This is a genomic window from Planktothrix sp. PCC 11201 (genome assembly GCF_900009135.1).
Classification (GTDB): Bacteria; Cyanobacteriota; Cyanobacteriia; order Cyanobacteriales; family Microcoleaceae; genus Planktothrix.
This window is the reverse complement of sequence record NZ_LT797693.1, coordinates 352,999-379,275: the sequence shown is the minus strand read 5'-3', so window position 1 is coordinate 379,275 and position 26,277 is coordinate 352,999. Positions and strand designations below refer to the sequence as shown.

General features: G+C 38.7%; 25 protein-coding genes and 1 tRNA gene. 15 read left to right on the top strand and 11 right to left on the bottom strand.

The window, feature by feature from the left end; all coding sequences use genetic code 11:
* Window positions 1-117: 117 nt before the first annotated feature.
* Both psaJ and PL11201_RS06575 read right to left on the bottom strand, forming a co-directional pair.
* Window positions 118-246, bottom strand: coding sequence for a photosystem I reaction center subunit IX (gene psaJ / locus PL11201_RS06580; RefSeq protein WP_026795751.1), 129 nt, complete (start codon window positions 244-246; stop codon window positions 118-120).
* 176 nt (window positions 247-422) lie between these two features.
* Window positions 423-914, bottom strand: a complete 492-nt coding sequence (locus PL11201_RS06575; protein ID WP_079677776.1) for a Photosystem I reaction center subunit III — start codon at window positions 912-914, stop codon at window positions 423-425.
* Window positions 915-1,147: 233 nt separating this feature from the next.
* Between PL11201_RS06575 and tsaD the strand changes: the two genes are divergently transcribed.
* Both tsaD and PL11201_RS06565 read left to right on the top strand, forming a co-directional pair.
* Window positions 1,148-2,194 (top strand): tRNA (adenosine(37)-N6)-threonylcarbamoyltransferase complex transferase subunit TsaD, encoded by a 1,047-nt coding sequence (tsaD, locus tag PL11201_RS06570; protein ID WP_079677775.1) that lies wholly within the window; start codon window positions 1,148-1,150, stop codon window positions 2,192-2,194.
* Between the two features lie 81 nt (window positions 2,195-2,275).
* Entirely contained in the window at window positions 2,276-2,722 is a 447-nt protein-coding gene (locus PL11201_RS06565; protein WP_079677774.1) for a DUF29 domain-containing protein, read from the top strand.
* Between the two features lie 103 nt (window positions 2,723-2,825).
* Here the strand turns inward: PL11201_RS06565 and PL11201_RS06560 are convergent, their stop codons facing one another.
* The 4 genes from PL11201_RS06560 to PL11201_RS06545 form a co-directional block, all read right to left on the bottom strand.
* Complete coding sequence (locus PL11201_RS06560) at window positions 2,826-3,173, bottom strand: hypothetical protein (RefSeq protein ID WP_079677773.1); 348 nt, start codon at window positions 3,171-3,173, stop codon at window positions 2,826-2,828.
* A 65-nt stretch (window positions 3,174-3,238) separates the two neighbouring features.
* A complete protein-coding gene (locus PL11201_RS06555; RefSeq protein ID WP_079677772.1) occupies window positions 3,239-3,556 on the bottom strand; it encodes a hypothetical protein in 318 nt (105 codons plus the stop codon).
* 344 nt (window positions 3,557-3,900) lie between these two features.
* A complete protein-coding gene (locus PL11201_RS06550) occupies window positions 3,901-5,781 on the bottom strand; it encodes a calcium-binding protein (RefSeq protein WP_079677771.1) in 1,881 nt (626 codons plus the stop codon).
* Window positions 5,782-5,923: 142 nt separating this feature from the next.
* Window positions 5,924-6,571, bottom strand: coding sequence for a calcium-binding protein (locus PL11201_RS06545; protein WP_079677770.1), 648 nt, complete (start codon window positions 6,569-6,571; stop codon window positions 5,924-5,926).
* Between the two features lie 248 nt (window positions 6,572-6,819).
* Here PL11201_RS06545 and PL11201_RS06540 point away from each other — a divergent pair, with 248 nt between their 5' ends.
* Window positions 6,820-7,326 carry a GNAT family N-acetyltransferase gene (locus PL11201_RS06540; RefSeq protein WP_079677769.1) on the top strand — a complete coding sequence of 169 codons (507 nt, stop codon included), beginning with the start codon at window positions 6,820-6,822 and terminating at the stop codon, window positions 7,324-7,326.
* Window positions 7,327-7,473: 147 nt separating this feature from the next.
* Here PL11201_RS06540 and PL11201_RS06535 read toward each other — a convergent pair whose 3' ends face one another.
* Window positions 7,474-7,920 carry a hypothetical protein gene (locus tag PL11201_RS06535; RefSeq protein WP_079677768.1) on the bottom strand — a complete coding sequence of 149 codons (447 nt, stop codon included), beginning with the start codon at window positions 7,918-7,920 and terminating at the stop codon, window positions 7,474-7,476.
* A gap of 202 nt (window positions 7,921-8,122) precedes the next feature.
* Between PL11201_RS06535 and PL11201_RS06530 the strand changes: the two genes are divergently transcribed.
* From PL11201_RS06530 to PL11201_RS06520, 3 genes are all read left to right on the top strand, one after another.
* A complete protein-coding gene (locus PL11201_RS06530) occupies window positions 8,123-8,596 on the top strand; it encodes a photosystem I reaction center protein subunit XI (RefSeq protein ID WP_079677767.1) in 474 nt (157 codons plus the stop codon).
* Between the two features lie 55 nt (window positions 8,597-8,651).
* Window positions 8,652-8,768 (top strand): photosystem I reaction center subunit VIII, encoded by a 117-nt coding sequence (locus PL11201_RS06525; RefSeq protein WP_079677766.1) that lies wholly within the window; start codon window positions 8,652-8,654, stop codon window positions 8,766-8,768.
* 333 nt (window positions 8,769-9,101) lie between these two features.
* Window positions 9,102-9,725 carry a MamI family restriction endonuclease gene (locus PL11201_RS06520; protein ID WP_159451517.1) on the top strand — a complete coding sequence of 208 codons (624 nt, stop codon included), beginning with the start codon at window positions 9,102-9,104 and terminating at the stop codon, window positions 9,723-9,725.
* On the opposite strand, the gene PL11201_RS06515 is transcribed toward PL11201_RS06520, so the two are convergent.
* The 3 genes from PL11201_RS06515 to PL11201_RS06505 form a co-directional block, all read right to left on the bottom strand.
* Window positions 9,711-11,735 (bottom strand): N-6 DNA methylase, encoded by a 2,025-nt coding sequence (locus tag PL11201_RS06515; protein ID WP_079677764.1) that lies wholly within the window; start codon window positions 11,733-11,735, stop codon window positions 9,711-9,713. The genes PL11201_RS06520 and PL11201_RS06515 overlap by 15 nt on opposite strands.
* A 446-nt stretch (window positions 11,736-12,181) precedes the next feature.
* Window positions 12,182-14,284: a single-stranded-DNA-specific exonuclease RecJ gene (locus PL11201_RS06510; RefSeq protein ID WP_079677763.1), complete on the bottom strand. Its 2,103-nt coding sequence runs from the start codon at window positions 14,282-14,284 to the stop codon at window positions 12,182-12,184.
* A 115-nt stretch (window positions 14,285-14,399) separates the two neighbouring features.
* Entirely contained in the window at window positions 14,400-14,684 is a 285-nt protein-coding gene (locus PL11201_RS06505) for a DUF427 domain-containing protein (protein ID WP_079677762.1), read from the bottom strand.
* Window positions 14,685-14,846: 162 nt separating this feature from the next.
* Between PL11201_RS06505 and recQ the strand changes: the two genes are divergently transcribed.
* The 9 genes from recQ (at window position 14,847) to PL11201_RS06460 (ending at window position 23,416) form a co-directional block, all read left to right on the top strand.
* Window positions 14,847-17,033: a DNA helicase RecQ gene (gene recQ, locus PL11201_RS06500; RefSeq protein ID WP_079677761.1), complete on the top strand. Its 2,187-nt coding sequence runs from the start codon at window positions 14,847-14,849 to the stop codon at window positions 17,031-17,033.
* A gap of 117 nt (window positions 17,034-17,150) precedes the next feature.
* The gene (locus PL11201_RS06495; protein WP_079677760.1) at window positions 17,151-17,783 is read left to right on the top strand and encodes an HAD-IB family phosphatase; all 633 of its coding nucleotides are present in this window, start codon (window positions 17,151-17,153) and stop codon (window positions 17,781-17,783) included.
* 123 nt (window positions 17,784-17,906) lie between these two features.
* Entirely contained in the window at window positions 17,907-18,947 is a 1,041-nt protein-coding gene (locus tag PL11201_RS06490; protein ID WP_079677759.1) for a patatin-like phospholipase family protein, read from the top strand.
* Window positions 18,948-18,968: 21 nt separating this feature from the next.
* Window positions 18,969-19,820, top strand: coding sequence for an RnfABCDGE type electron transport complex subunit D (locus PL11201_RS06485; protein WP_339394353.1), 852 nt, complete (start codon window positions 18,969-18,971; stop codon window positions 19,818-19,820).
* A gap of 24 nt (window positions 19,821-19,844) precedes the next feature.
* The gene (locus PL11201_RS06480) at window positions 19,845-21,164 is read left to right on the top strand and encodes a DUF2330 domain-containing protein (RefSeq protein ID WP_079677758.1); all 1,320 of its coding nucleotides are present in this window, start codon (window positions 19,845-19,847) and stop codon (window positions 21,162-21,164) included.
* A gap of 90 nt (window positions 21,165-21,254) precedes the next feature.
* On the top strand, window positions 21,255-21,818 hold the full coding sequence (locus PL11201_RS06475; protein ID WP_079677757.1) for a Uma2 family endonuclease: 564 nt from the start codon (window positions 21,255-21,257) through the stop codon (window positions 21,816-21,818).
* Window positions 21,819-21,951: 133 nt separating this feature from the next.
* Window positions 21,952-22,146, top strand: coding sequence for a hypothetical protein (locus PL11201_RS06470; protein WP_079677756.1), 195 nt, complete (start codon window positions 21,952-21,954; stop codon window positions 22,144-22,146).
* 28 nt (window positions 22,147-22,174) lie between these two features.
* Window positions 22,175-23,221, top strand: a complete 1,047-nt coding sequence (locus PL11201_RS06465) for a M42 family metallopeptidase (protein WP_079677755.1) — start codon at window positions 22,175-22,177, stop codon at window positions 23,219-23,221.
* A gap of 122 nt (window positions 23,222-23,343) precedes the next feature.
* Window positions 23,344-23,416: transfer RNA gene (locus PL11201_RS06460), tRNA-Glu, on the top strand.
* A gap of 69 nt (window positions 23,417-23,485) precedes the next feature.
* On the opposite strand, the gene PL11201_RS06455 is transcribed toward PL11201_RS06460, so the two are convergent.
* The gene (locus PL11201_RS06455) at window positions 23,486-26,266 is read right to left on the bottom strand and encodes a hybrid sensor histidine kinase/response regulator (protein WP_079677754.1); all 2,781 of its coding nucleotides are present in this window, start codon (window positions 26,264-26,266) and stop codon (window positions 23,486-23,488) included.
* Window positions 26,267-26,277: the final 11 nt, after the last annotated feature.

Genomic DNA, 26,277 nt, shown 5'->3' with positions numbered 1-26,277 from the left:
AGCAGGGGGGGGCAGGGGGGCAGGGGAGGCAGGGGAGGTAAACTCTTGCTATTACCCATTACCTATTACCCATTACCTATTACCTGTTCCCTGTTCCCCTTTTAGCTCCAGGTTTGATTAAGAGAGGGGATGGAACAGTAAATCGGGGAAAAAGCGATTAAATTCGATTAAAACTCCAGCCGTAAAAACCATCAAAGCCGCAGCTAAAACGGGTGCTGTTGAAAGATATTTCAGGAAATACTGCATGGGGGTTTTTCTCCTAAGTTTAGAACCGTGTGAACAACAATTAATCTGTTAAAAGAAAGCAGAATTCACAAAGATTATTAGAACATAAACAAACTTTGTTTATGGGATAATTTGGGAATATTTAGGTGATTAATTCAACTGAAATCTTCCCAAATCTCTGTTTAAGAATTCCGTAATTAACGAGGTGAAACGGTGATTTCGTCATCTTTGGCGTACATTTCACCCGTGGTCATTTCTTTCAACGCGGCTAAGGGCCACAGGAAGCCACTTAACATATAGGTCAGAGCCACAGGAACATCGATGATAATTTCTTTTTCTGCGGGGTTTTCGCTCTTTCTCGCATATTGTAAATAAGACCGACCGACCCAACCAATCCATCCGGCAATATACAGGAACAGAACCCCAGGAATTAAGAAATCTCCCGCATGGGATAGGCTGCCATCTACGATTAAATGGGGTAAGCCATCTTCTTTTCCGCAGAGTTCTTGGGAATAGCGTTCAAAGCGTGCTTTTGCCTGTGCCGGGTTAGCCGCAACAGAGATAGAGGTTTTGGCTCGTTGCTGAAATACCGAAGATTCAGAGCAGGGAACCAGGTTATAAGCTGAAGCTGCGGGAACAACGGTCATCCACAAGCCCAGGGCCAGAATAGCAGCTAACAATCGACGCATAGAAGTGTTTCCTTTTGTTACAGAACAATACGTTTTTCATCCGTTGAACCGAAGGTGTTTTGATAACTCCTTCTTAACAACCACCGGACAAAGCGTTTGTTATCCCTCAAACCGAGGTGAAGACCCACGCACTAATTTGACTATTAGGTTCAGTTGTTCACTGTACCTAAAAAATCTGCCATGATAAAGCTAATCAAAGTTAGCTCCAATCATTTCATAAAATTTATCAGTCAATGGCAACAGTTTTAGCAATTGAAACAAGTTGTGACGAAACCGGGGTCGCAATTGTAAAGAATCGTAAAGTTTTAAGCAATGTTGTGGCCTCTCAAATCGCCATTCATCAACAATATGGCGGGGTTGTCCCCGAGGTTGCCTCCCGCCATCATTTAGAAATGGTTAATCCTGTCCTTGACCAAGCTTTAGAAATCGCAGGTTTAGACTGGTCTGCCATTGATGGTGTAGCGGCTACCTGTGCGCCGGGACTGGTAGGGGCGTTAATAACGGGCATTACCACCGCTAAAACCTTAGCCTTAGTGCATGATAAACCCTTTTTAGGGATTCATCACCTCGAAGGTCATATCTATGCCAGCTATTTAACCGAAACCAGTCTTCAGCCACCGTTTTTATGTCTGTTGGTATCGGGGGGTCATACCAGTTTAATTCATGTCAAAGATTGCGGGGTCTATGAAATCTTGGGACATACGATGGATGATGCCGCCGGGGAAGCCTTTGATAAAGTAGCCCGGTTATTAAACTTGGGCTATCCTGGGGGGCCAATTATTGACCAATTAGCCAGCCAAGGCAACCCCAAAGCCTTTGCCTTACCCGAAGGTAAGATTTCCCTCCCCAATGGCGGTTATCATCCCTATCACTCCAGTTTTAGCGGGTTAAAAACGGCGGTATTAAGGTTAGTTCAAACCTTGGAAAAAAAAGAAAATACCCCCTTACCCGTTGCCGATATTGCGGCGAGCTTTCAAGATACCGTGGCTAAAAGTTTAACTAAAAGGGCGATCGCTTGTGCCTTAGATTTTGGATTAGATACAATTGCTATTGGGGGCGGTGTGGCGGCAAATAGTGGGTTAAGAAACCATCTCCAAGAGGCGGCTAAAATTCACGATTTGCGGGTATTATTTCCCCCATTAAAATATTGTACCGATAACGCCGCCATGATTGCTTGTGCCGCCTCAGACCATCTGATTCGAGGTCATATTTCACCCTTAACATTAGGGGCGCAGTCCCGAATGTCCTTAGAAGATGTGATGCTTTTGTATAAAGGGTGATAGGGAATTACGAATTACGAATGGGATGGAAAGTTGCACGCTCGGTCTTTCAATTATTAATTGTTAAGGACAAAAAACAATATGAAAATAGCAGCAGAACAATTATCAGAAATTTATGAAAAAGATTATTTATTGTGGTTAGAAGAAACTATCAAACTTTTAAAAAACCGTCATCTTAACCAGATTGATTATGACCATTTAATTGAGGAATTAGAAGAATTGGGAAACGAACAAAAACGGAAAGTTGAAAGTTTAGTAGAACAAATTATTAGACATTTATTACTGTATCAATATTGGGAAAAAGAATTTCAATATAATTCTCACCATTGGCAAGCAGAAATTATTGGATTTAGAACCCAACTCAAACGCCGTTTAACAACGAATTTAAAACAATATTTATCCCAGGAATTATTATCAATTTATGCCGATGCTCTGAAATTCGTTAAAGCGAAAACAACACTCAATAATTTTCCTCAACAATGTCCTTATACTTTAGAACAAATTTTAGACGAAGATTGGCTACCTTAATCAGTTATCATAGAGAACGACTAGAAACCGGGTTTCTGCGTTAACTTTTGTTACTAACAGGAAGATTTGCTAAGAAACCCGGTTTCTGAACCCCACCAACCATTTAAACCTTTAAAGATAATGATTCTTTGTTAATTATTTCTGATTCTTTGGGTAGATTTCTAAACTCCGTTAATAAATCAAAGAAGTTTTTAAAAGCATCGGTTTCATCACTAGAATACAGTAAAATAATTTTTGCCCAAGATGCAGAGGTATTTACCCCAAATTTAGTTTGTAACCAAGGCTGAAATTCTGCAAATTCCATTTCTTGTTCACTTTCAGGAAGTTCCATAGCTTCACAGGCGTATTGATAACCACACAAAAACATCAATAAATTGTTAATATTAGGACTCCCAATATACATTCCCTGTTTTTGTTGAATTTTTTCGAGTAAGTCATAGAGGTTGGTCATCTAATTTGTATCTTTGAATAATTTGAGCAATTTGTTGATAGATTTGTTCATCGGTAAATTGGGAATTATTGGACATTATTGGGAATTAAGAACATAGATACCAAGTTAGGATTTGAATTAGTCTCAATAGAAACATCCTCTGGATCTGAATATCGAGAAAATAATTCGTTTAAAGCTTCTTCTCCCGATATTTCGCCTTGACTAATAAATCTTTCAATCTCGACAGATCCATCATTCAAAAATTCAACTTCCCAACGCTCCCCAGGAAGCGCAACACTCACCATAATTGCATCATCCCGATGATGAGCTAGAGAATAGCTAATTTCTTGTTGATCTAAATTTTGTAAGAAACCAAGAAACCGATCAAAAATATCATTTTTCATTTATCAAACCTCCGATCACTTAATAATTTGCGAACAACTTTAAAACCCTGAGAGTTTTCAGCAACTCCTTTTTCTATTTCTTCCCATGTCATCTCACTAAATTCTTCCCAGCTAGGCGATCCTTGTGGAAGCTGTGCTTGTTTGATACTGCCTTTTTTTAGTTTTAAAATGTCACATACTTTTTGACCAGAGAACTTATGTACGATTGTTCCACCTCCTTTTCTTTTCCTTCAACTTAATTATATCGAACAGGCATCACCCACGCCTCCTAAAAACCGGGTTTCTGCTATTACTTTTATTAATAACAGAAAAATGAGTTGAGAAACCCGGTTTCTGACCTATATCTATCCTAAAATAGTAATATTCGGATCATCTGCAATAAAGTTAGCTGCGGTGAGTTGAACCGGGGTTATCCCTTGTACTAACGCATAAAAAGTTGTTCCCGATTGAATTGATGTGGATACTAATGCTGTACTACCATCAACTTGTACAGTAACAGGCGTTAAGGTTAGTTGGGCAAAAGTTGTCCCCGAAGGTAACATAATTTTATCGGTTCCGGCGAGAAAATCAGTGATTAGGTCGGCTTGATTTAAGCTGGTTGCGGCGACGGACGCTCCTGGTAGAACAAAGATATCGGCGTCGGCTCCCCCCGTGAGTTTATCCTGATCCGCATCTCCAATCAAGTAATCTGTACCTGCACCGCCATCTAAGACGTCTGCACCTTTACCACCCCGGATAATATCATTTCCCACACCTCCCAATACGGTGTCATTGTCCAGGTTGCCATTGAGTAGGTCATCTCCTTCTTGACCATCGAGGTTATCTGACCCTTTACCGCCTCGAATAGCTGTGCGGATGGTATTAGCAGGAATTGTTAGGGTGCGATCGCCATCATTCCCCCCACCCGCTAAAATGTTATCAGCCCCTAAGTTGCCATTAATATTATCAGCCGATGCGGTTCCAATAATGGCATCATTCCCGTTTAAGGCTTGAATATACAGGTTTGCTGCTGTTGCTGGGACAAAGGCATTATCGGGGCCGTTGGTAAACAGATAGGATGTAATTCCTTGGTCAACAAACGTGGTATTCCCACCACCAGGTGCCGGAACATTTGGCCCAGGATCACTCCCGGAGGCGGTGGGCGTTGTCCAGGTAACATTAGAGACTGGAGGAGGTGCGGTGTTGGGAATATTAGAGTCAATAATATCTTGCCCTTTAAGATTCACCACATTTTCAATTAACCCTATGCCTGCGGTTTTTGCTGTGGTATCGGCATAAAAATCAACAATCAACAAATCTTGAGTTAGGTCAATTTTGCCATCAATATTTAAGTCAATAGCTAGATTTTTTCCTTGTCTTTCTAAACCATAACCCGTTGTGCTAGGGCCAGATAGTAATAGCGTTATACCTGGAATAAAAAGACTGTCTGCTGCTCCTCCAGTATCTTGAATTTCGGTACCATTACCGGTAGTAAGTACGGTGTAGAAATCATCGCCCAAACCCCCTTTAAGGGTATCTTTCCCTCCGGCTCCAGCCAGATTATCACTCGCCGCACCCCCAATTAAAATATTATCGCCCCCGGCTCCAGTCAGATCATTGGGGATACCCGGAGCGCCAATAATATTTTCAATCGGCCCCGTAATATTATCCGTGGCAATGGCAACAAAGGCATTATTTAAAACTTCTCCCTTTGTGGTTAAATTAGCCGTAATTCGACTAGCTCCAGCCGGAGAAGTTGGGGTAACCTTTTCATAGGAAAGGTAGTCAATTCCATCGCCCCCATCGACATTATTTATTCCTAAACCGCCAAAGAAAGTATCATTTCCATCTCCACCAATGGCGTTGTCATCTCCCTCTCCCAAATCGAAAGTATCGTTTCCTTTGCCACCATCACCGATGTCATTCCCCTTTCCACCGAGGATAATATCATCTCCTAGACCGCCAATCCCATAATCATTGCCATCGCCCAGGGTAATACTATCATTACCATCTCCGCCATTAATGGGATTATCGTCTCCGCCTCCGGCATCAATGGTATCATTTCCGGCTCCACCATCAGCTTTATCAGGCCCATTCAATAAAAGAATAGTATCATTTCCGGCTAAATCAGATTCTTGAATCGCAATCAGAGGAATCAGAGGTAGACCGTCTTTGGTAATGGTAATCAGTGGAAAAGCACCGATTTGAAGAACATCACCTAAATCTGTTCCTTGGAAAGTAGCCATTTGTTGTTCCTTTTTTGTAAAAAATGTTAAATCCTACTTAAAGCTAGTTTAAATATTCAAGACTGTCAATATTCCTGATGATCAATAGTATAAATTTCAGATTTTTATAATAATTTATACTGTCGCTTAATGGTTTGATTAATCAATTAATGGTAATAAATTGATTAATCAAACCTCCGGGGCTGACATTTGCCACAAATCCCACAAATTGATTAGAATTGATCACAGAAATTAAAGTCCCTGGACTTCCACTGATGACGGTAGACGTGAGCAGAATATTGTTTTGATTCAAACCTTCAGTTAAACCAATTTTATCCTCACCGACAATAAAATCCGTAATTATATCAACCGTATTCATATTATCAACGGCGACACTAACGGGAAGAACAAAAATATCATTCCCGTAATTTCCGGTGAGTAAATCCTGTCCCTGGTCACCACTTAATAGATCATTTCCTTCTCCTGCGAATAGGGTATCATTACCTTGTCCGCCAAAGAGGATATCATCCCCCCCTTGACCCTGAAGCAGATCATTGCCTTTTAACCCTTGCAATGTATCATTTCCCTCTATTCCGGTTAAAATATCATTGCCCGATGTCCCTAATAAGACTTGTGGCACTGAAAGGGAATTGCTCAGTTTTGTTGAGTCAAAATAAGCCCCCCCAAACACTGGGTTACTAATAATTGGAGGGACAACAATCCCTTGGGTTACCAACTCTTGACTAGGCGGGTTAAATCCCCCAATATTGATGACTGCACTACCACCATCATTAACAAAAAATGTAGACATTTTGTTTTTTTTGTATGGATAGGAGATAGACAATCTGGCGATGGGGAAAATATAGAATTTTTAATAAACGAGCAACAATCAGAAACGATAATGACTATTGATCGGATGAGAACACTTAGACAATCAATCACTATTGCCTACAGCCCATTGTCCATTACCTATTGCCTATTTCCCGTGATTATTGATATTATTATAACACTTAAAAAATCAATGACTATTACCCAAAACCCAAAAAGTTTTTAGAAATAATGAAGATTCGGGATGCAGTTGAAACGGACTTACCCGCGATAGTTGATATTTATAATGCCGCAATTCCAGGACGGATGGCGACAGCAGACCTGGAAATGATATCGGTGGAAAGTCGAATTCCTTGGTATCACGAACATCAAGCTCAAACCCGTCCAGTTTGGGTGATTGAGTTAGATGGAAAAATTCTAGGATGGTTGAGTTTCCAAATCTTTTATAACCGTCCGGCCTATAACGGTACAGCAGAAGTGAGTATTTATGTTCATCCTGAATATCAAGGTCAGGGAATCGGAAAAAGACTATTAACCCAAGCGGTGTACCACAGTCCTAGTTTGGGATTAAAAGCCTTACTAGCGTTAATTTTTGCTCACAATCAACCTAGTTTAGAATTATTCAAACGCTTAGATTTTGAACAATGGGGTTATTTGCCCAGAGTAGCTGATTTAGATGGAATTGAACGGGATTTAGTGATTCTGGGACTTCATCTCACCCCGGCTAAAATTAATTAACCCCAAAATTTGATCCCCGACATGGGAGCAAAAAAAGTATTTTTGAGTCTATAGACTTGGGATTCTACAAAAAAAGGAGCTTATCCAATGAACTGCTGATCTTGAAAGATCGGCAGTTTTTTTATGGAAACAGACCTGTTAATGGCTTTAGCGACGTTGTACAGGCAATCCTGGCGCGCTCTGAAGGTCAAGATCCCGATAGGAGGGTTGGTTCAGAATAGAGGTATTGTAGGGATTAATTAAATCGGCTGTACGAATAATCGGGTCGCTACTGGTTTGGCGCAGCATCCCATCCCGATACAATTGATTCACCAGCCGGGCATCATTGGTCATGAGGGTTTCGGGAAAACCATTGATGCCGTTGGGCCAGGGAAAACTGATTCCTAAATAGGTAGACGTTTGACCCAGTAAGGATTTGTTTTTAAACACATCCCCAGAGGTTCTCGAAGCCGCCCGCATAAATTCTTCCGCAAAGGGTTGATAGGTGGTGGGATAGTCCTTAAACATGGGTTCAGCTTTGACAGAGGTGGCGAACATCGTGGATGCGATCGCCCCAAACAAGGCATAGCTAAGAGATTTTAGTCGGTTATTCATGATCCGAATTCCTCAATAATTGGTTAAATCTTAACCTGTTTTGTTAATCCTAGCCTTGACATCAGATCTGCCCCCCGATGTCGAGATGTGAACTTTTTTGAAGCTTATGCTCATTTTTGTAACGAGATTGCCTATCCCTGCGTAAAATATGAGCTTAATAACTGCTGCAAGTTCTTCAATAATTAGAGGAGAAAGAAACCCCATGGCAGAATTGATTAAACCCTATAATGGCGATCCCTTTGTAGGCCATCTGTCCACGCCCATCAGCGATTCCGATTTTACCCGTGCATTTATCGGGAATTTGCCCGCCTACCGTAAAGGTTTATCTCCTTTACTCCGGGGCTTAGAAGTCGGGATGGCCCATGGTTACTTTTTGATCGGGCCCTGGATTTTACTGGGGCCATTGCGCGATCATCCCAGCGCAGCTAATTTAGGGGGCTTAATTTCAGGCATTACCCTAGTTCTGCTTGCCACGATTTGTTTATCTGCTTACGGATTAGTTACTTTCCAAAAAAGCGGTTCTGATGCGGGGGATTCTCTGCAAACCTCTGAAGGTTGGAGTCAGTTTGCTGGCGGTTTCTTCATCGGTGGAATGGGTGGCGCTTTTGTTGCCTTTTTCTTGCTGGAAAACTTCGGCATAGTCGATTCTATTTTCCGAGGCTTGGTTAATAGCTAATTGAGCTTTTTACCAAACATCAAAACTTTCTAACATTACAATAGGAGAATTTGATATGACCGGAGCATACGCAGCTTCTTTTTTACCTTGGATTTTAATTCCCGTGGTTTGCTGGTTAATGCCAGTTGTGGTAATGGGTTTATTATTCATCCACATTGAAAGCGAAGCTTAGATCTTTGTTTTGATTTACAAAAAATCTCCGCCATTATGGTGGGGATTTTTTGTTTGTTTAAGGTTATTCAGTAGGGCTTGATAAAAAAGTAACAGAAAAGGACAAGAATGATTAACTAACTCATGAAGTCAGAATGGGAGATAAGTTTTTGTCAATACGTAACTCCTATAGAGCAATCCTAAATGGGTTGAATATTTTAGGGTAGGGGTGGCATCCCTGGTCAACCCTCTTTGCTCGTGGGTTGGGAGGGACGCTACCCCTAAAGGTTTCTATCACAAATCATTTAGGAATGCTATGATTTTTTATAAGCCTAATTCAATTCTCAAAAACAGAATGTCCCAACAAAATATTAAGGATACGATTGAGCTATTGCAGCTTCATTATGATTTTTATTTGCAGATAAAGCCTTATGCGGATAAGTACGAACAACCACATCCCACAGATACCAGGGCATGGTCTCAAATTGTTGTTAGTGCTTTAACAGGGATTCAAGGATTAGGAAGAAAAAAAGGCTCTGACTTTATAGATGGCTCAGATGTAAAAGCAGCTAATTGCTGGGATGCAATCGATACACCGCGATTTAATGGATGTGTTAAAGCAGGAACAAAAGCTTCATCAATAAACTCTTTAAATATTCAGCCATATCTTTTTTTTGTTATGTGGGATATGGTTGAAAACACAAGTCAAAAACGCTGCCGAATTTGGGTTGTAAGAACACCAAATGATACAGAGTTTCGTGCAATTGCAAAAAAATGGTATGAACAACGCGAAAGTGGACAAATAACAAGCTCTAATTTTCAACTACACCCTCCTCGGAATAGAGATAGTAATGAGTTTACAAATAACTGTGGTAATCTTAAATACCCTTTATTTTTTGAGGCTCGCATATCATCAGGCAAATATGTGGTTAATTCCTTTGATCCTGATGTTCTAAATGAAGGCTTATGTAGCAGATAGAGAATTAATTAATCCCCATTCTTTTTGTAGTATTATATTTGCCTCATGAATCTTGATGTTAGCTTCTGAGAATGATTTTACTGCGTTTTCATATTTTTCTCGCATAAGTGAGTCTTTTTGGGGAATTATTAATCTAACTGACATCAACTCATTAGTTTTAATTCGGTTGTGTGAAGAAGAAGTACCAGAAGTTAAAGATTGAATTTGATTTTGTGCATAATCGGACAAGAGTAATAGCATAATTTCATACGAACTATAACCACTTTTTGGCTGCATTATTTCAAATTCAGATGAGCAGGTTAATTCAAATGGTAATTTAGGAACTACTATAGCTCTAGGAATTCTTGGGTTAATTTTTGAAAAGAGAATATCTCCTTGTTTACAAGATTTTCCAGGGGTTTTTGGCTCATATTCCATAAAGTCTTTTATATTTACAGTACCAAAAGCTCCTATATGAAGAACACTAATACATTTTTGTTCTTTTTTATCTAAAATTCTTTGATTTCTTCTTTTAGGAATACTCACTATGTCTTTTAATTGAACCACTTCAAAATTGTCACTACTACCTAATTTTTCAAGTGTTTCTAAGGTTGATAGCCGACTGGACGAATAGTGCGAGGGAGTCCATGTTTTCTTTGAAATTGTTTTTTGACTAACAGCAACACATGAAGGTTCATTAAAAATTAGCTCGAAATTTGAAAATGTTTTTCGTGAAGTATTTGCATCAGATATGATATTTGATAAAATTTCTAAATCATTTTTACCTTCTATTCTTTTATAAGGAACACCTTTTTTAGATGCTACCTCATAGCCAAGGCTTGATGCTTTGCTTATGAAAATAATATTATTTTGGGGAGATGTTTTTTCTAATTCAAGAATACAAGTTTTTGTTCTTGTTCCTGCTTGAGCAAATGTTACGGCTGGCAACTCTGTTATAGATCTTATTGTAAGTTTCTCTTCAATCTTTTTTCTTAAATGTTCCGATAATCCACCTGAAGAAATTACGGAATCAGGTAAAACAGCTACTAATAGTCCTCCTGGCTTAAGAAGGCTAATATACCTGTCAAGAAAAAGTAACTCTGAATCAATTTCTCCTGTTTTATTCTGAATATAGTTGCAAAGTAAAGGAAAAAAGTTGTGATTATTTTGGGATAAATCAAGGCATGAAAATTTTGCACCAAATGGTGGATTTGTAAGAATTAAGTCACATTTCTCATGGTATAAATCTAAGGGAGAACCAGTTAATAATGAATTTCCTCGATATACTTTTGCATCATTTATGCCAAAAAGTGCCAGATTTAAAAGGCTTAAACGTGCCATTCTATCAACCTTATCCTGTCCTATTAAAACTAGATTAGCACTTTCTTTTTCACCCATGCACCAAACTCGGTAAAACTGAGCAAGGAAAGAACCAACGCCACAAGAAGGATCACAGATAATAAATTGTTCTGATTGTTTTAATTTTTTTTCTTTAAAATAGCTTGCCCCTAATTCAGCCATATAGTTAACAGCTTCCGGTGGAGTCATATATTGTGCATCTTCAATATTTTGACGGAAATTATCTCTTATAAAGTGGCTAAATGCTTCATTTAAAAACTCAAATGTTTTAGCCGTATGATTGCCTCTTAAATATCCATTAAATGAATTTAAGACTATGCCTGCCAAAGCTCTTGCTAGATTTTCTTCTGATTCTGCAATGTTAAATTTTGGATTTGGCCCAAGAAGAGACTCTCCATCATAGTTTGTGAGGATCGAACTCTTGCTTGCCAAGATTAGTGCCTCATTCAAAGCTGGAACTATGCCCTTTTCTGTGTATTGATTCAGAAGCTGTTTTAAGCTAGGTACTTTAAGATTTGGGTCGCGCACGGAAGCTATCTCAAGACATAACAATTTAGTGATTTCATCAAGCTTTGCATTAGAATCTTCCAATCTTCCTGATTCATGAAATAATTCTCTCATTTCCTGGAGACCAGTGTTAAATTGTCTTACTAATTCATTATCTTGCTGCATAGCTTAATTGAAATTTAATAATAGCTAAACCAGATTACAATCTAACATTCAGATTTTAATCTGTCAAGTTTGTTTTTCCTAGAGAAAAATCAAGGGGCTATAGCCAAGTCCATGAAGGAGGTTTATTTGTACGAGTAACAGTCTATCTGTTCTTTTTGTAGATTTTCCTTACATCGCCCTTATTCCCTACTAACCGTCAATAGACAATGTAAATTACTCGATAGACAGATACCCTAAATCCTCACTCTGACTAATATTGAGATCGTGATCTCCTAAATCCCCAACACTTCCAAAAACTCAGTCAGCACATCTCCAATTTTTCGTGGCACTCTTTAGCTGTGAATCTATGCGAAAGGCTTCAAGGGTATTAGCAAATTTGTTTAAGGGTTTGTTAGCCCATCGACATCTTAACCCTCCAGTTAAACTATGCTATAGAATAAAATTTTCTAATCTTCTAACGCTTTAACTGCCGCCTGAATTAAATTGTAAAACCCAGGTTGAGATACATCAACGGTTTTAGCATCCTGACGACTTGTCCCTAACAGTCCAAAACGTTGACCTTTTTTGATCGCTAATACTTCCCCTTTCTGATTACGGATTTTTAATTCTTGGGTTTCACCAACAGAAGATAAACTACAAGTATAGTGTTTATCGTGATAGTTAAATTCCGCACTTTTATTAACTTGAGAATGTTGGATTTCTGGAGATTCGGGTAATCTTGCCCCGACTAATTCTAACTCAATATTGGTTTGACCATTCCAGTTATTTTCTTTTAATTGATAGGCGATATCTAAACAGTGGGGAAGGGGAAAATAGTCGGCCCAACGCCAAGCCATGGCATTAATTGTGGGTAAGGCGGTGAGTTGAGTATGGGAAAATTTATCTTGGGTTAAGGTAAGTTTAATATGTCCTTTTCCCACCAGTTTTTGTTGCACAATTCGCACGTTAGGAGTCCAAAAGGTGGGGGCGTTATTTTCGATTCCGCAGGGATGGAGTTGATTAATTTGATCATAGAGATTAAAATTAATTTCACTTAAATTAGCTTGAGTATCAATTTTAATTAAGGGTTTTAGATGTTCTAATTCTAAACATTGATGGGCAAATTCACTTAAACGGGTTTTAATTTGATCTAGGTTTTCTGCGGGGAAAGAAAACCCTCCAGCGGCTTTATGTCCTCCAAATTTACCCAATAAATCTTGACAATGTTCTAAGGCTTTAAAGATATCAAATTCTAAAATTCCCCGGGCTGAACCTCGAACTATTTTAGGGGATTCTGTTTCATTTTCTGAGTGTTCATAGGTTCCAATAAACACGGGAACGCCGTATCTTTCCACTAACCGAGAAGCGACAATTCCAATCACGCCATGATGCCATTCTGGTTGGACAACCACTAACACCCGTTCTTGTTTGAAATCAATATTTTGTGATTCTATCCAAGCGATCGCTTCCTGTTGAATTTCTTCACATAATAGTTGTCGTTGTTGATTGATTTGTTCACATTGCATTGCCCGTTCTAAGGCAATTCCCATATTTTCTGTGGTTAATAATTCTATCACAATTTGAGGGTCAGCTAACCGTCCAATGGCGTTAATTCTTGGCCCCAAACGAAAGCCAATATCATCGGGTTTTAGGGTTTTATTATTGTTAGATGGGAGAGAATTTTCGGGCTGTTCTTCCGATTTCACCTGATATCCGGTGGAGACTCCAGCAACTTGAATTAGGGCTTGAATTCCGGTGATTTGAGAATAGGGAATTAACTTTAACCCGCGTTTTAACCAACGGCGGTTAACTCCCACCAAGGGGGCTAAATCGGCAATCGTTCCTAATGTAAATAATTCTAACAAAGGATTGACTAATCCTTGCATTTTACCGAGTTTTTGAGCTAAACAAATGGCTAAAACATAGGCAACTCCCACCCCGGCTAATCCTCGATAGGGGGATAATAAAGGTAATAGTTTTGGATTAAGAATTGCGTCCGCAGGGGGTAGTTTTTCGGGTAAATCATGGTGATCGGTAATAATTACAATTAACCCTAATTCCTTAGCCCTAGCAATGGGTTGATAGGCGGAAATTCCATTATCAACGGTCAGGATAATTTTAACGTCTTCCTGATGGAATTCTTCTACAATTCGGGTGTTAATTCCATAGCCTTCGGTCATGCGGCTAGGAATAGCATAATTAACATTAGCTCCCAAGGTAGAAAGCGATCGCATTAATAAAGCCGTACTGGTCATCCCATCGGCATCATAATCCCCACAAATTGCTATTTTATCCCCCTGATTAATCGCATTTTCTAATAATTCTACACTTTTTTCTAAATCCTTAAATTCTTCTAGGGGAGAGGGTAAAACTTGAGATTCAGGGGTTAAAAAAGCCTCCGCCTGTTCGGGGGTTTCAATGCCGCGATTAATTAATACTTGAGTGACTAAAGGTATAATTCCCGTCTCATCTGCCAATTGTTGTGCCAGGTCGGGTTGTTGGGGAAAAATATACCACCGTTGATTCGGAAGTCGTTGAGAATTAAAAGACTCTGGGGGAGAAGGTTGCACAGTAAATTAGGATTAATTGATAATAGTTTAATTGTACTTATTCGAGCATAAGGGCGAGATGACCTCGCCCCTACAAGTTATGTTAATTCACGTTCATCCAGAAACATGAAACCGCTTAAACCTCAACTTTAACTCCTTTCCAAAATCCAATATAACCTTCAATATTTTTGGCAGCAGATTTCGTTTCAGGATAATACCAAGCGGCATCCTTATTCACTTGACCATCAACGACGATATCATAATAACTAGCAACTCCTTTCCAACCACAGGTTGTATGAGTGTTACTTTCTTTGAAATATTCACCTTTGATGGAGTCCGGGGGAAAATATTGATTGCCCTCAACAACAACGCATTGGTCAGTTTCTGCCAAAACTGCACCATTCCAAATCGCTTTCGGCATAAATCTCCTCTAAAATTTACAACGTTGTATTAAAATTTAACATCTTTGAGGCATTCAGTGTCTAGTCTGGGTTATCAATGACAAAATTTTATCGAGATTTCGCAGTCATTTACCCAATTTTAATCATAAAATAAAAAAGACGTTTTATCTAAATTACGAGCAATGTCAGGGCTAATTTCTACTCCCTTCGCCCAACCCCAATCCCTAGAACAGTCCCTTAAACATTTCTTTGGCTATGATTCCTTTCGACCCGGACAGCGCGAAATTATTGAACAGGCGCTACAAAAGCGAGATTTATTAATTATTATGCCCACCGGAGGGGGAAAGTCTCTGTGTTTTCAACTTCCGGCTTTATTGAAACCTGGATTAATGATTGTCGTCTCGCCCTTAATTGCTTTAATGCAAGATCAAGTAGAGGCATTACAAGATAATGGGGTTGGTGCTACCTTTCTCAATAGTACCTTAACGGCTGCGGAAGTAAAATCAAGGGAATCGGCAATTTTAAAAGGAGAGATTAAACTACTTTATGTAGCCCCAGAACGTTTATTATCCGAACGATTTTTATTTTTTTTAGACACCCTAGAAGAACAGTTGGGAATCTCTGCTTTTGCCATTGATGAAGCCCATTGTGTATCGGAATGGGGGCATGATTTTCGGCCCGAATATCGTCAACTCAAACAATTGCGAATTCGCTATCCTAAAATTCCGGTTTTAGCCTTAACTGCGACTGCGACTCAACGGGTGAGACAGGATATTATTCAACAGTTAGAGTTAAAAAATCCCTATATTCATGTTGCTAGTTTTAATCGTCCTAATTTATATTATGAAGTAATTCCCAAGAAAAAACAAACCTTTACCCAGCTATTAAAAATTATTCAGGAGGTGGGCGGGTCAGGAATTATCTATTGTTTAAGTCGAAAAAATGTAGAAGATTTGGCATTTCGGTTACAAAATCATGGGATTTCCGCCCTCCCCTATCATGCTGGACTTGAAGATCAAATCCGGTCAGAAAATCAGACTCGGTTTATTCGAGATGATGTGCAAATTATGGTGGCTACTGTTGCTTTTGGCATGGGAATTAATAAGCCCGATGTTCGCTTTGTGATTCATTATAGTTTACCTCGAACCTTAGAAAGTTATTATCAAGAATCGGGTCGGGCGGGACGGGATGGAGAATCCGCTAGATGTACGTTATTTTTTAGTTATGGTGATCTAAAAACTATTGAATATTTGATTGAACAAAAACCCGATCCCGATGAACAACGGATCGCCCGTCAACAGTTACGACAAATGTTAGATTATGCCGAAGCATCGGAATGTCGGCGCACGGTTCAATTAAGTTATTTTGGGGAATTTTTCTCGGAAAATTGTGCCAAATGTGATAATTGTCGCACACAAAATCCGGTGGAAGATTGGACAATTGAAGCGATGAAATTTTTATCTTGTATTGCCCGATGTCATGAAAGATTTGGCATGAATTATATTATTGATGTATTAAGAGGATCGAAAAGTCAAAAAATTCTGGATCGACGCCATGATCAACTTTCCACCTATGGTATTGGTAAGGATAAAACGGCGGAAGAATGGAAGAATTTAGGGCGATCGCTTTTACGTCAAGGACTATTAGAGCAAACCACCGATGGTTATGCGATTTTAAAGTTAAATTCCCGCAGTTGGGAAGTAATGAAACGGGAAAGAACCGTTGAAATTACGGTAATTAAAGAACAAAATGTTGAAAAATCAACTCGTTCTTTAGCCATAGAAGTAGAAATGCTATTTGAACAGTTGCGCCAACTGCGGAAAAAATTAGCCGATGAACAATCTATCCCTCCCTATATGGTTTTTTCCGATTCTACGTTAAAATTAATGGCACAACAACGCCCCCAAACTTTAGAGGAATTAAGTCAAGTTTCTGGAGTCGGGAGTTATAAATTAGAACGGTATGGTCAACAATTTACGGAAGCTATTTTTACCTATTGTCATGGACAAAAACCGCCAAATTCTTCCTCTAAAAAATCGGAATCTAAACGTCTCACCCTGGAGGATTTATCCGATAGTTTAATTACGACTTTATCTTTATCCCAAGATGGTTTAAGTTTAAATGCGATCGCCAATGAACGAGGCTTAAAAACCAGTACCATCGCCGATCATTTAACCCAATTAATTGCCGCTAATCAGAATATTAATATCGATCAATTTGTTGAACCTGAACGGCAAAAATTGATTATTCAGGCTATGGAAAAAGTCGGAGATACCAGCTTAAAAACAATTTATGAATGTTTGGGAGAAAACTATAATTATGAAGAAATAAAAATGGTTCGGGAATGGTGGCGACAGCATCCTAATTAATCCATTATTGCGCTCGTTGTTGCGCTCGTTGTTGCGCTCGTTGTTGCGCTTTAGCGCATCTAGTGGGCTAACAAAAAACTGACAAATTTTCTCTACTATAACCTACCTAAACTGATTATGAACCCAATTATTTTTTGTGACTTCGATGGAACAATTACCGCAGAAGAAACCTTTGTGGCAATGTTAAAAGAATTTACTCCAAAAATTGCGGCGGAAATTATGCCCTTATTATATCGCCAGGAAATGACCTTACGAGAAGGAGTCAGAACCATGTTAGAATCAATCCCATCCCGTTGTTATCCTGAAATTATAGAATTTTCTAGGACAAAGAAAATACGACCCGGATTTGTGGAATTTCTGGATTTTCTTAATACTCAAAAAGTGCCTTTTATCCTAGTTTCAGGAGGGGTTAGGGTGATGGTTGAAACGGTTTTAGGAGATTTAAGTCAAAAAATTGATGGGATGTATGCCGTTGATTTAGACACCTCAGAGGAGTATTTTAAGGTTCATTCCGAGTTTGAAGCCGATACGGAATTAGTCGCTAAAGTCAAAGTAATGGAACGCTATCCAAACCTCGAAAAAATTGCCATTGGAGATTCGATTACGGACTTAAATATGGCCTTAGCCGCGCCGATTGTTTTTGCGCGCGATCGCTTGGCAAAATATTTAGATGAATACCAAAAACCCTATATTAATTGGACGGATTTTTTTGATATTAGAGATCACTTATCTGAAAAATGGAAGATATAGTAGGGAACAGGGAACAGGGGGAAAAGACTTTTTACTGCATTTGTCTGTGTCCTAACCGTGAGTCGCACGACTGCTATATTATAAATTCATTCATGATTTTTAAACAGGAGAAAATCTTAAAATATGGCACAATTTACTCGAATTCTTTCTTTAGATGGCGGTGGACTGCGGGGAATAATTTCCGCCGAAGTTTTAAAGTATGTCGAACAGAAATTACAGGATTTTACAGGAAACTCCGATGCGAGAATAGCGGATTATTTTGACTTAATTGCTGGAACTAGCGTCGGAGGAATTTTAACGGCTCTTTACCTTTGCCCCGATCCTGAAAATCCTCTGCGACCCAGATGTTCTGCTCAACAGGTTTATAATTTTTTTCGATATGAATCAAGTCAAATCTTTGAGCCTATTTCTAAAAATTCCTTGCCAGTCTTGGGAGAATTATTTGATGAAAAATACTCCTATCACAAGTTTGATCAGATCATGGGTGATTTTTTTAAAGACCTTAAATTGAGCGAACTCCTGAAACCTTGCTTAATTACTAGCTATGAAATAGAAAAGCGAAAAAGTCAATTTTTTACCCAACATGATGCTTTTTCAAACCCCAAAGATGATTATTTTATTAAAGATGTTTTACGAGCCACTTCCGCCGCCCCTACCTTCTTTGAAGTGGCTCAAATTAAGGCGATGAATCAGGATGTTTATACCTGTATTGATGGAGGAGTTTTTGCGAATAATCCTACTCTTTGTGCCTATGCAGAAGCTCGACATAAATTTAATCGTGACTTTAATCTCGATAATCGCTATGAAAAAGGCCCAACTGCTAAAGAAATGGTGGTTTTATCTTTAGGTACAGGAGTGGTTAAAAAGAAATATCCCTATGAAGAAGCAAAAGATTGGGGAAAATTACAATGGCTTGAGCCTTTATTTGATATTATTATGACCGGGGGTGCGGAAACAGTGGACTATCAAATGCAACAAATCTTTGATACCACAGAACATCCTGAAAACTATTTGCGAATTAATACGGTTTTGGAAAGTCGTAAAACCTTAAAAATGGATGATTGCTCGGAAGCCAATTTGAGCGAAATTGCTAAATTAGGGCAACAATTAACAGAAGACAATCGTCAACGATTGGATGAGTGGATTCAACTGCTTTTACTTTAATCTTAATTTCAGGTGAATATCATGTTTAAAGATGCTCGTAACGCTCAAATCCTATTTCTATCGATGTTTTTGCTCCTAGGAATTGGAACGAGAGACTGGACATTACGACCAGATTTTATACTGATCATTGGGTTAAGTTGTTTATTTACTCAATGGTTGTGTTCCTCGATTTACTCGTTCTATATTAACAAAAAGATTACCCTTTTATCCCCTGAATTTTTGGTATCTTGGCGGAGTGCTTTAATTACCACATTGGGGTTATGTTTATTACTTAGAGCCAATCATTGGACAACCTTAGTTCTGGCCGGATGTTGTGCGATCACCAGTAAATTCATCTTTCAATCCCAGGGAAAACATTTTTTTAATCCCGCTAACTTTGGGATTATTATTGCCCTAACTCTCAGCGCCGATGCTTGGGTTTCCCCCGGACAATGGGGAACGGATTCTTGGTATTTATTACTATTTTTAGGAACCGCAGGAATTATTCTTAAAAAAGTGGGTCGCTGGGATACTTCCGCCGCCTTTTTAATCACCTATATGGCATTAGAAGCCGGACGAAATTTTAGTCTAGGTTGGGGTTGGGATGTTTATGCCCATCAACTGATGAATGGGAGTTTATTATTGTTTGCGTTCTTCATGATTACCGATCCGCGTTCAATTCCCAATGCCACTTTGGGCCGGATTATTTGGGCGGTCTTAATCGCTGGAATAACTTTTATTTTACAACATCAATTTTTTATCTCAACCGCTTTATTTTGGGCTTTATTTGCCCTCTCTCCCTTGACCCTAATTTTAGACCAAATATTTCAAAATCATCGATTTTCTTGGTCTACCAAACCCCTGAAATATTTGCCTTTATCTGCCTCTTTTTAGACCTTATTTTCACAGGAGTTAATCATGAAAGTTTTAAATCGGTTAATTCTCTTTTTAATTGTTGTTTTTGCTGGTATTAGTTTTGCTGCCCCTGCCTTAGCCTTTTGTGGGTTTTATGTAGCAAAAGCTGATGCTACCTTATATAATCAAGCCTCACAAGTTGTGATTGCTAGAGACAAAAATCGGACAATTTTAACCATGGCAAATGATTATCAAGGAGCAGTAAAAGATTTTGCCTTAGTAGTTCCGGTTCCCGTGGTTTTAAAACCCGAACAAGTTAAGATTGGAGAACCGAAAGTTATCCAACAATTAGATGCGTTTAGTGCACCCCGACTGGTGGAATATTTCGATCCCGATCCCTGTAATTCCTATCCCCAAGCCCCATTACCAGCAACCAGAGGGGGAAATGTAACCTTACAAATGGACAAACAACAGGAAGCTCGGTCGGGTTTAGGAGTAACTATTGAAGCCCGTTTCAGCGTGGGAGAATACGATATTTTGATTCTGAGTGCGAAGGAATCCGATGGTTTAGAAACCTGGTTAATTCAAAATGGTTATCAAATTCCCCCAGGTGCAAGTGCCCTATTAAAACCCTATATTCAACAGGGATTAAAGTTTTTTGTTGCTAAAGTGAATTTAGAAAAATTTGATCAAAGTGGGTTCCAAACCCTACGACCTTTAATGATTGCCTACGAATCCCCTCGGTTTATGTTACCGATTCGTTTAGGAATGATTAATGGCAAGGGAGAACAGGATTTAATTGTTTATTTACTCTCTCCCAAAGGTCAAGTCGAATTAACCAATTATCGCACCGTTAAAATTCCTTCCGATCAAGATATTCCTGAATTTGTCAAAGAAGTGTTTCCGGGTTTTTATAAATCCCTATTCAATACAATTTATGAACGGGAACAGAAAAAAGTTGCCTTTTTAGAATATGCTTGGAATATGGCAGGATGTGATCCCTGTTCTGCCGATCCTTTAACAACTGAAGAATTAAAACAGGCGGGGGTATTTTGGTTAGATTCCCCGACGGGAAATTCCACCTTTATTACTCGCTTACATATTCGCTACGCCCGCAATACCTTTCCCGAAGATTTAAACTTTCAAGAAACAGCAAATCAAGCCAACTTTCAAGGTCGATATATTATTAACCATCCCTATCGTGAATCCATGCAGTGTTCACAGGCCCAACAATATCGGCAATCTGTTCGCCAAAGACAGCAACTCGAAGCCCAAAACTTAGCCACATTAACGGGCTGGAAAATTGAGGATATTCGTCGCCGGATTAATTGGATAGAATCCAGTTCGGATTCCTGGTGGAATCGAATTTGGCATAAAAATTAATCGTGTCAGCAACAAATATAAAATAGGAAAGTTGCTCCTGATCCAGAATATTGCTAAACTAAAATACAAGGATTTCGGAGCAACAAAGCCATGACCGTTGCCAAAGCCAAATTTTTAAGATTGGAGGAATTTCTGAAGTTAGCAGAAACTAAACCTGCTGGCGAATATATTGACGGTGAAATCATTCAGAAACCCATGCCAAAGCCCCGCCATTCTCGACTTCAAGGAAAGTTAATTAATGCCATCAATGAAGTCACAGAAACAGAGGAAATCGCCTATGCTTTTCCCGAGTTGCGTTGTACCTTTGGGGGTCGTTCAATTATTCCTGATATCGCCGTCCTGCGTTGGCAAAAAATTCAATTAGATCAGCAGGGGGAACTGAGTGACAATACACTAATTATACCTGATTGGTCAATTGAAATTCTTTCCCCGGATCAAAAAGCAAATCGTGTGATCGATAACCTTCTACACTGCATCAGACATGGCTGCCAATTGGGATGGATGATTGATCCTGATGATTATTCTATTCTGATTTTTGCTCCTCAACAAGAGCCTAATGTGTTTAGAGGTTCTTGTCAATTACAAATCTTGGAAAATATTAATTTAGAACTAACCGCCGAACAGGTTTTTGCCTGGTTAAAAATAGGCAAATGATTAATTAAAATCAAACCGTAGGAGTTGGTTTATTTGTGTCTTTGTATCTTTGTGGTTGAATTAGCCTTAAATCCCTATCTTCTTCATTGCCCATTTCCTATGCCCCCAAAAAACACATTAATTTTAACCTAAAATGTTTGATTCCTTGACTGACCCTTCTGTAATTTTAACTTTGGCAATTCTTCATGGTATTATTGGCACGATTGCAGCCTTTGTCGCCCAAAAAAAAGGACGCAGTTATCCCCGATGGTTAATGATTGGATTAATTGGTGGAACCCCCGCTTTAATTGTGGCATTATTATTAAAACCTACTACTGATAATTTTTGATGGGATGATGGAATTGAGGACAAATGAAATGGATTATCAGGTTTTATTTGAAACCATTGAAGACTTAGTTTTGCAACATTCTCCGAGTGGGGTAGAATCGGAAATTAATCAATGGTTATTAGAACGATTTTCTCAACTGGGGGTAGAGGTTTGGCGAGATCAAGCAGATAATATTATTGCCAAAATTCCTGGTAAAACTTCAGAAAGAGCGATCGCCATTACCGCCCATAAAGATGAAATTGGCATGATTGTCAAAACCATTGGAGAAAAAGGACGGGTTTCCGTTAGAAAATTAGGCGGATCATTTCCTTGGGTTTATGGGGAAGGAGTGGTAGATTTATTAGGAGATTATCAAACTATTAGCGGGATTCTTAGCTTTGGTTCTCGTCATATTTCCCATGAATCTCCTCAAAAAGTTTACCAGGAAGAAAAAGCCTTGAAATGGGAAGATACTTGGATTGAAACCAAATGTACAACGGCAGAATTAGCAACCGCAGGAATTCGCCCAGGAACCCGGGTAGTTGTGGGAAAACATCGCAAAAAACCCATCCGAATTAAAGATTATATTGCCAGTTATACCCTCGATAATAAAGCGTCTCTGGCGATTTTATTAGCCTTAGCAGAAACCGTTAAACATCCCCCCATTGATGTGTATTTAGTGGCTTCAGCCAAGGAGGAAGTGGGAGCTATTGGGGCCTTATATTTTACCCAAAGACAAACCTTAGAGGCGTTAATTGCCTTGGAAATTTGCCCCCTGGCACCGGAATATCCGATTGAAGGGGATGAAAAACCGGTGTTGCTGTCCCAGGATAACTATGGTGTTTATGACGAGGGTTTGAATCGTCAATTACGACAGGCGGCGACCACCGCCGGAGTGCCGTTACAATTGACGATCCTTAGTGGCTTTGGAAGTGATGCTTCTATTGCCATGAAATTTGGCCATGTTGCCCGGGCGGCTTGCTTGGGTTTCCCGACTCAAAACACCCATGGCTATGAAGTGGCGCATTTGGGGGCGATCGCTAATTGTATTAAAGTGCTAAAAGCCTTCTGTGAGAAGGATTTTAGCCCAATTTAAAAAAGATCAAACAAATTTTGCTCAAAGGGTTGACACCGATAAAAATATAGGCTACATTAATAAAGGTGAAAGGCGAGTAACCAAAACTCAACCGAAAAAAAGTTAACCGCAAAACACCCTAAGCCCCCATCGTCTAGAGGCCTAGGACACCTCCCTTTCACGGAGGCGACAGGGATTCGAATTCCCTTGGGGGTACTGAATATAAAATAGAGCCTGGGATTATCTATTAATCTCGGGTTTTATTTTTGGGCTTTGAATAACCGATCAAACAGAAGCAGATTGAGACAAAAAGACCGTTATCGTATCTGAAATCACATCATACCGAAAATTATGTGCTAAATGGGTGATGGTATGGACTAAATGACTCTGATCGGTGGGAATTTTTTCTAATATTTCAAAAATTAATTGATCATCGAGTTGAATTGTGGCTTGATGCAGTTGTGCAATTAAATCTAAAGGGATTGGACTAAAATCAGAGGGTTGTAGAGTCAGATCGGATTTAGAAACAAGATTCTGATCTTGATATTCAGGATATTGATATTTTATGCCTAAATGGTGAGCAATTTTTTCTAACAAAAGGGATTTCTGCACAGGTTTACTAACATAGTCTTCACATCCAATGGCTAAAATTTTGGCTTTTTCTTCGTCAAATATACTCGCTGTCACCGCAATAATTACTGGGTTTGATTCTGTAGATTGGGATTTAATGGATTGAGTGGCATTAAATCCATTTATGATCGGCATATTCATATCCATGAGGATTAATTGAGGAGACCAACTTAAAGTAATGGCGATCGCTTCTTCTCCATTTTTTGCCTCTTGAATTTCAAATCCAATGGGTTCTAAAATTCCCCGCAGCACTTGGCGATTTTCCCATCGATCATCGGCAACTAAAACTCGATAAATTTGGGTATTATTGGCAATTCCAATGATAGGTTGATTCAGACTATTAAATTGATAACTCTCTACGTCTTCAGTTAAGATTACGGGAATTTGAAAATAAAATATGGTTCCTTTACCAATACTACTTTTAACCTGAATTTCTCCGCCAATAAGTTGAATAAATTGTCGGCTGATGGATAATCCTAAACCCGTTCCTTCTGCGGCTTTCTGTCCGGCTTTGGTTTGAATAAATGCTTCAAAAATACTCTCTAGTTGGTCTGCTTCAATTCCTACTCCTGTGTCTTCGACTTCAAATTTAAGCATCACTTCTTCCGAGGAGTTTAAATCATCATTTAATCCCATTTTGACCCGTAAAATAACTGAACCATTATCGGTGAATTTAATGGCATTGCCCAATAAATTAATCAGGATTTGGCGTAATTTTTTTTCATCGGTTTCTATATATTGAGGCACATTATCATCCCGGTCAATAATTAAATCTAAGCCCTTAGATTCCGCTCTTAAGTTTAACATTTGTCGAATTAATTCCAGTAGGTGATAGAGGTTGAAACTACTAAAATCAAGAGAAATATGACCGGATTCAATTTTAGCCATATCGAGAACATCATTGATTAAAGATAATAAATGTTCTCCACTTCGACTAATAATTTGGGTATACTCTTTTTGTTCCGAATCGAGGCTATGATGGTTATTTAGTATTCCCGCAAATCCTAATATAGCATTCAAGGGAGTTCGCAATTCATGACTCATGCGTGCTAAAAATTCACTTTTGGCATGGTTGGCAACCTCCGCTATCTCTTTCGCTTGCTTCAGTTCTAAGGTACGTTCTTCCACTCTTTCTTCTAATACGAGATTAGTTTTTTCTAAAGTAATAAAATAATCCCTTAATTGTTGTGCCATTTGATTAAAAGTTTCAGCTAAAATTCCTAATTCGTCGGAGCGATTTAGGTTAATTTTTTGTTCAAAATTTCCCTGGGAAAAAGCGATCGCAGCTTCTTTTAAACGGGTCAAAGGAATCAAAATCCAACGAGAAGTTATTAAACCCACTAAAGTTGCTATCAGGAGAGCAACAATACTGAGTAAAATAGTTGTGCGTGTATTTTGATTAATTTGCTGCATAAAATCTGATTCGGGAACCACAACAACAATTAACCAATCTAAACCCACCTGATCTCTCCAAGGTGTAACTTGAACAAAATATTTTTCTCCGGCTTGAGTAAAAATGAAATTTTGTTTCTGTTTGATTTTAGCTAAATCAATAAAATATTGCCCTAAGTATTTGCTAGTTAAACGAATTAAATCATCTTTGATTTCCGTTCCTTTCATGCGTTTGGCTTGTTCTTTAACTAAATAATAGGACGGAGCATTGCTGGAACTGGCGACCAATAAACCATTGCGTTCTAAAATAAAAATTTTTCCCGATGAACTAATTTTTAGAGTTTTTAAAAAATCACTAATTTGAGATAATTGCTGGTCAACACTTAATACCCCAATCAATTTTTTATCTTCAGTATAGAGGGGTTGACTATAGGAAATAGAAATATATTGGGGATAGCCTTCCCAATTATAAATTTTACTCCAAACGGCGTGACCAACTTTTACTGGATCACTATACCAGGCTTCTGGTTTAAAATTATAGCTATCGGCAATATCATAGGGTGGTTGGATAAAATTTCCTTGAAGATCAGTTTTATAGGAAAAACTCTTGCCTCCAGTACGTTTTTGGGAAACTTCACTAATTTCTAAATGACCTTCAGGATATCGACCTGCACCAATAAATTCCCCTGTGGAACTGCCAAAACTAATATAACCCACATCAGGAAAAACTTTCAGTTGTTGCCAAAAATATTTTCCAGTAGTTTGAAAATTATTCAGATTTAATAATCCTAATTTAATAGCTTCTTGATTCAGTTTGTTAATAGAAATTGGAATTGATAAATAAGTATTGAGATGATCTTCTAGGCGAGAGCTAATTTCCCGTTGTAATTGATTTGCTAAATCATAGACAGCCTTTTGTCCATTCTGAAAAGATAGCCAACTGACTAAGCCAACGGAACTAAAAATTAACACGAAAAAGGGAACAACCAAAACATAACGTAACGGAATTTTAATCAGAGATTTAACTAAATAGGGGTGGGACATTAAGATCACAG

Bases quoted from the DNA above. Each gene is read 5' to 3' on its own strand.
- PL11201_RS06565 (WP_079677774.1), top strand. From the start codon at position 2,276: ATGAAAATAGCAGCAGAACAATTATCAGAAATTTATGAAAAAGATTAT.
- PL11201_RS06520 (WP_159451517.1), top strand. From the start codon at position 9,102: ATGTCCCAACAAAATATTAAGGATACGATTGAGCTATTGCAGCTTCAT.
- PL11201_RS06505 (WP_079677762.1), bottom strand. From the start codon at position 14,684: ATGCCGAAAGCGATTTGGAATGGTGCAGTTTTGGCAGAAACTGACCAA.
- psaJ (WP_026795751.1), bottom strand. From the start codon at position 246: ATGCAGTATTTCCTGAAATATCTTTCAACAGCACCCGTTTTAGCTGCG.
- PL11201_RS06575 (WP_079677776.1), bottom strand. From the start codon at position 914: ATGCGTCGATTGTTAGCTGCTATTCTGGCCCTGGGCTTGTGGATGACC.
- PL11201_RS06490 (WP_079677759.1), top strand. From the start codon at position 17,907: ATGGCACAATTTACTCGAATTCTTTCTTTAGATGGCGGTGGACTGCGG.
- PL11201_RS06535 (WP_079677768.1), bottom strand. From the start codon at position 7,920: ATGAATAACCGACTAAAATCTCTTAGCTATGCCTTGTTTGGGGCGATC.
- PL11201_RS06485 (WP_339394353.1), top strand. From the start codon at position 18,969: ATGTTTAAAGATGCTCGTAACGCTCAAATCCTATTTCTATCGATGTTT.
- PL11201_RS06455 (WP_079677754.1), bottom strand. From the start codon at position 26,266: ATGTCCCACCCCTATTTAGTTAAATCTCTGATTAAAATTCCGTTACGT.
- PL11201_RS06465 (WP_079677755.1), top strand. From the start codon at position 22,175: ATGGATTATCAGGTTTTATTTGAAACCATTGAAGACTTAGTTTTGCAA.
- PL11201_RS06515 (WP_079677764.1), bottom strand. From the start codon at position 11,735: ATGCAGCAAGATAATGAATTAGTAAGACAATTTAACACTGGTCTCCAG.
- PL11201_RS06495 (WP_079677760.1), top strand. From the start codon at position 17,151: ATGAACCCAATTATTTTTTGTGACTTCGATGGAACAATTACCGCAGAA.
- PL11201_RS06525 (WP_079677766.1), top strand. From the start codon at position 8,652: ATGACCGGAGCATACGCAGCTTCTTTTTTACCTTGGATTTTAATTCCC.
- PL11201_RS06555 (WP_079677772.1), bottom strand. From the start codon at position 3,556: ATGAAAAATGATATTTTTGATCGGTTTCTTGGTTTCTTACAAAATTTA.
- PL11201_RS06540 (WP_079677769.1), top strand. From the start codon at position 6,820: ATGAAGATTCGGGATGCAGTTGAAACGGACTTACCCGCGATAGTTGAT.
- PL11201_RS06545 (WP_079677770.1), bottom strand. From the start codon at position 6,571: ATGTCTACATTTTTTGTTAATGATGGTGGTAGTGCAGTCATCAATATT.
- PL11201_RS06530 (WP_079677767.1), top strand. From the start codon at position 8,123: ATGGCAGAATTGATTAAACCCTATAATGGCGATCCCTTTGTAGGCCAT.
- recQ (WP_079677761.1), top strand. From the start codon at position 14,847: ATGTCAGGGCTAATTTCTACTCCCTTCGCCCAACCCCAATCCCTAGAA.
- PL11201_RS06475 (WP_079677757.1), top strand. From the start codon at position 21,255: ATGACCGTTGCCAAAGCCAAATTTTTAAGATTGGAGGAATTTCTGAAG.
- tsaD (WP_079677775.1), top strand. From the start codon at position 1,148: ATGGCAACAGTTTTAGCAATTGAAACAAGTTGTGACGAAACCGGGGTC.
- PL11201_RS06480 (WP_079677758.1), top strand. From the start codon at position 19,845: ATGAAAGTTTTAAATCGGTTAATTCTCTTTTTAATTGTTGTTTTTGCT.
- PL11201_RS06560 (WP_079677773.1), bottom strand. From the start codon at position 3,173: ATGACCAACCTCTATGACTTACTCGAAAAAATTCAACAAAAACAGGGA.
- PL11201_RS06470 (WP_079677756.1), top strand. From the start codon at position 21,952: ATGTTTGATTCCTTGACTGACCCTTCTGTAATTTTAACTTTGGCAATT.
- PL11201_RS06550 (WP_079677771.1), bottom strand. From the start codon at position 5,781: ATGGCTACTTTCCAAGGAACAGATTTAGGTGATGTTCTTCAAATCGGT.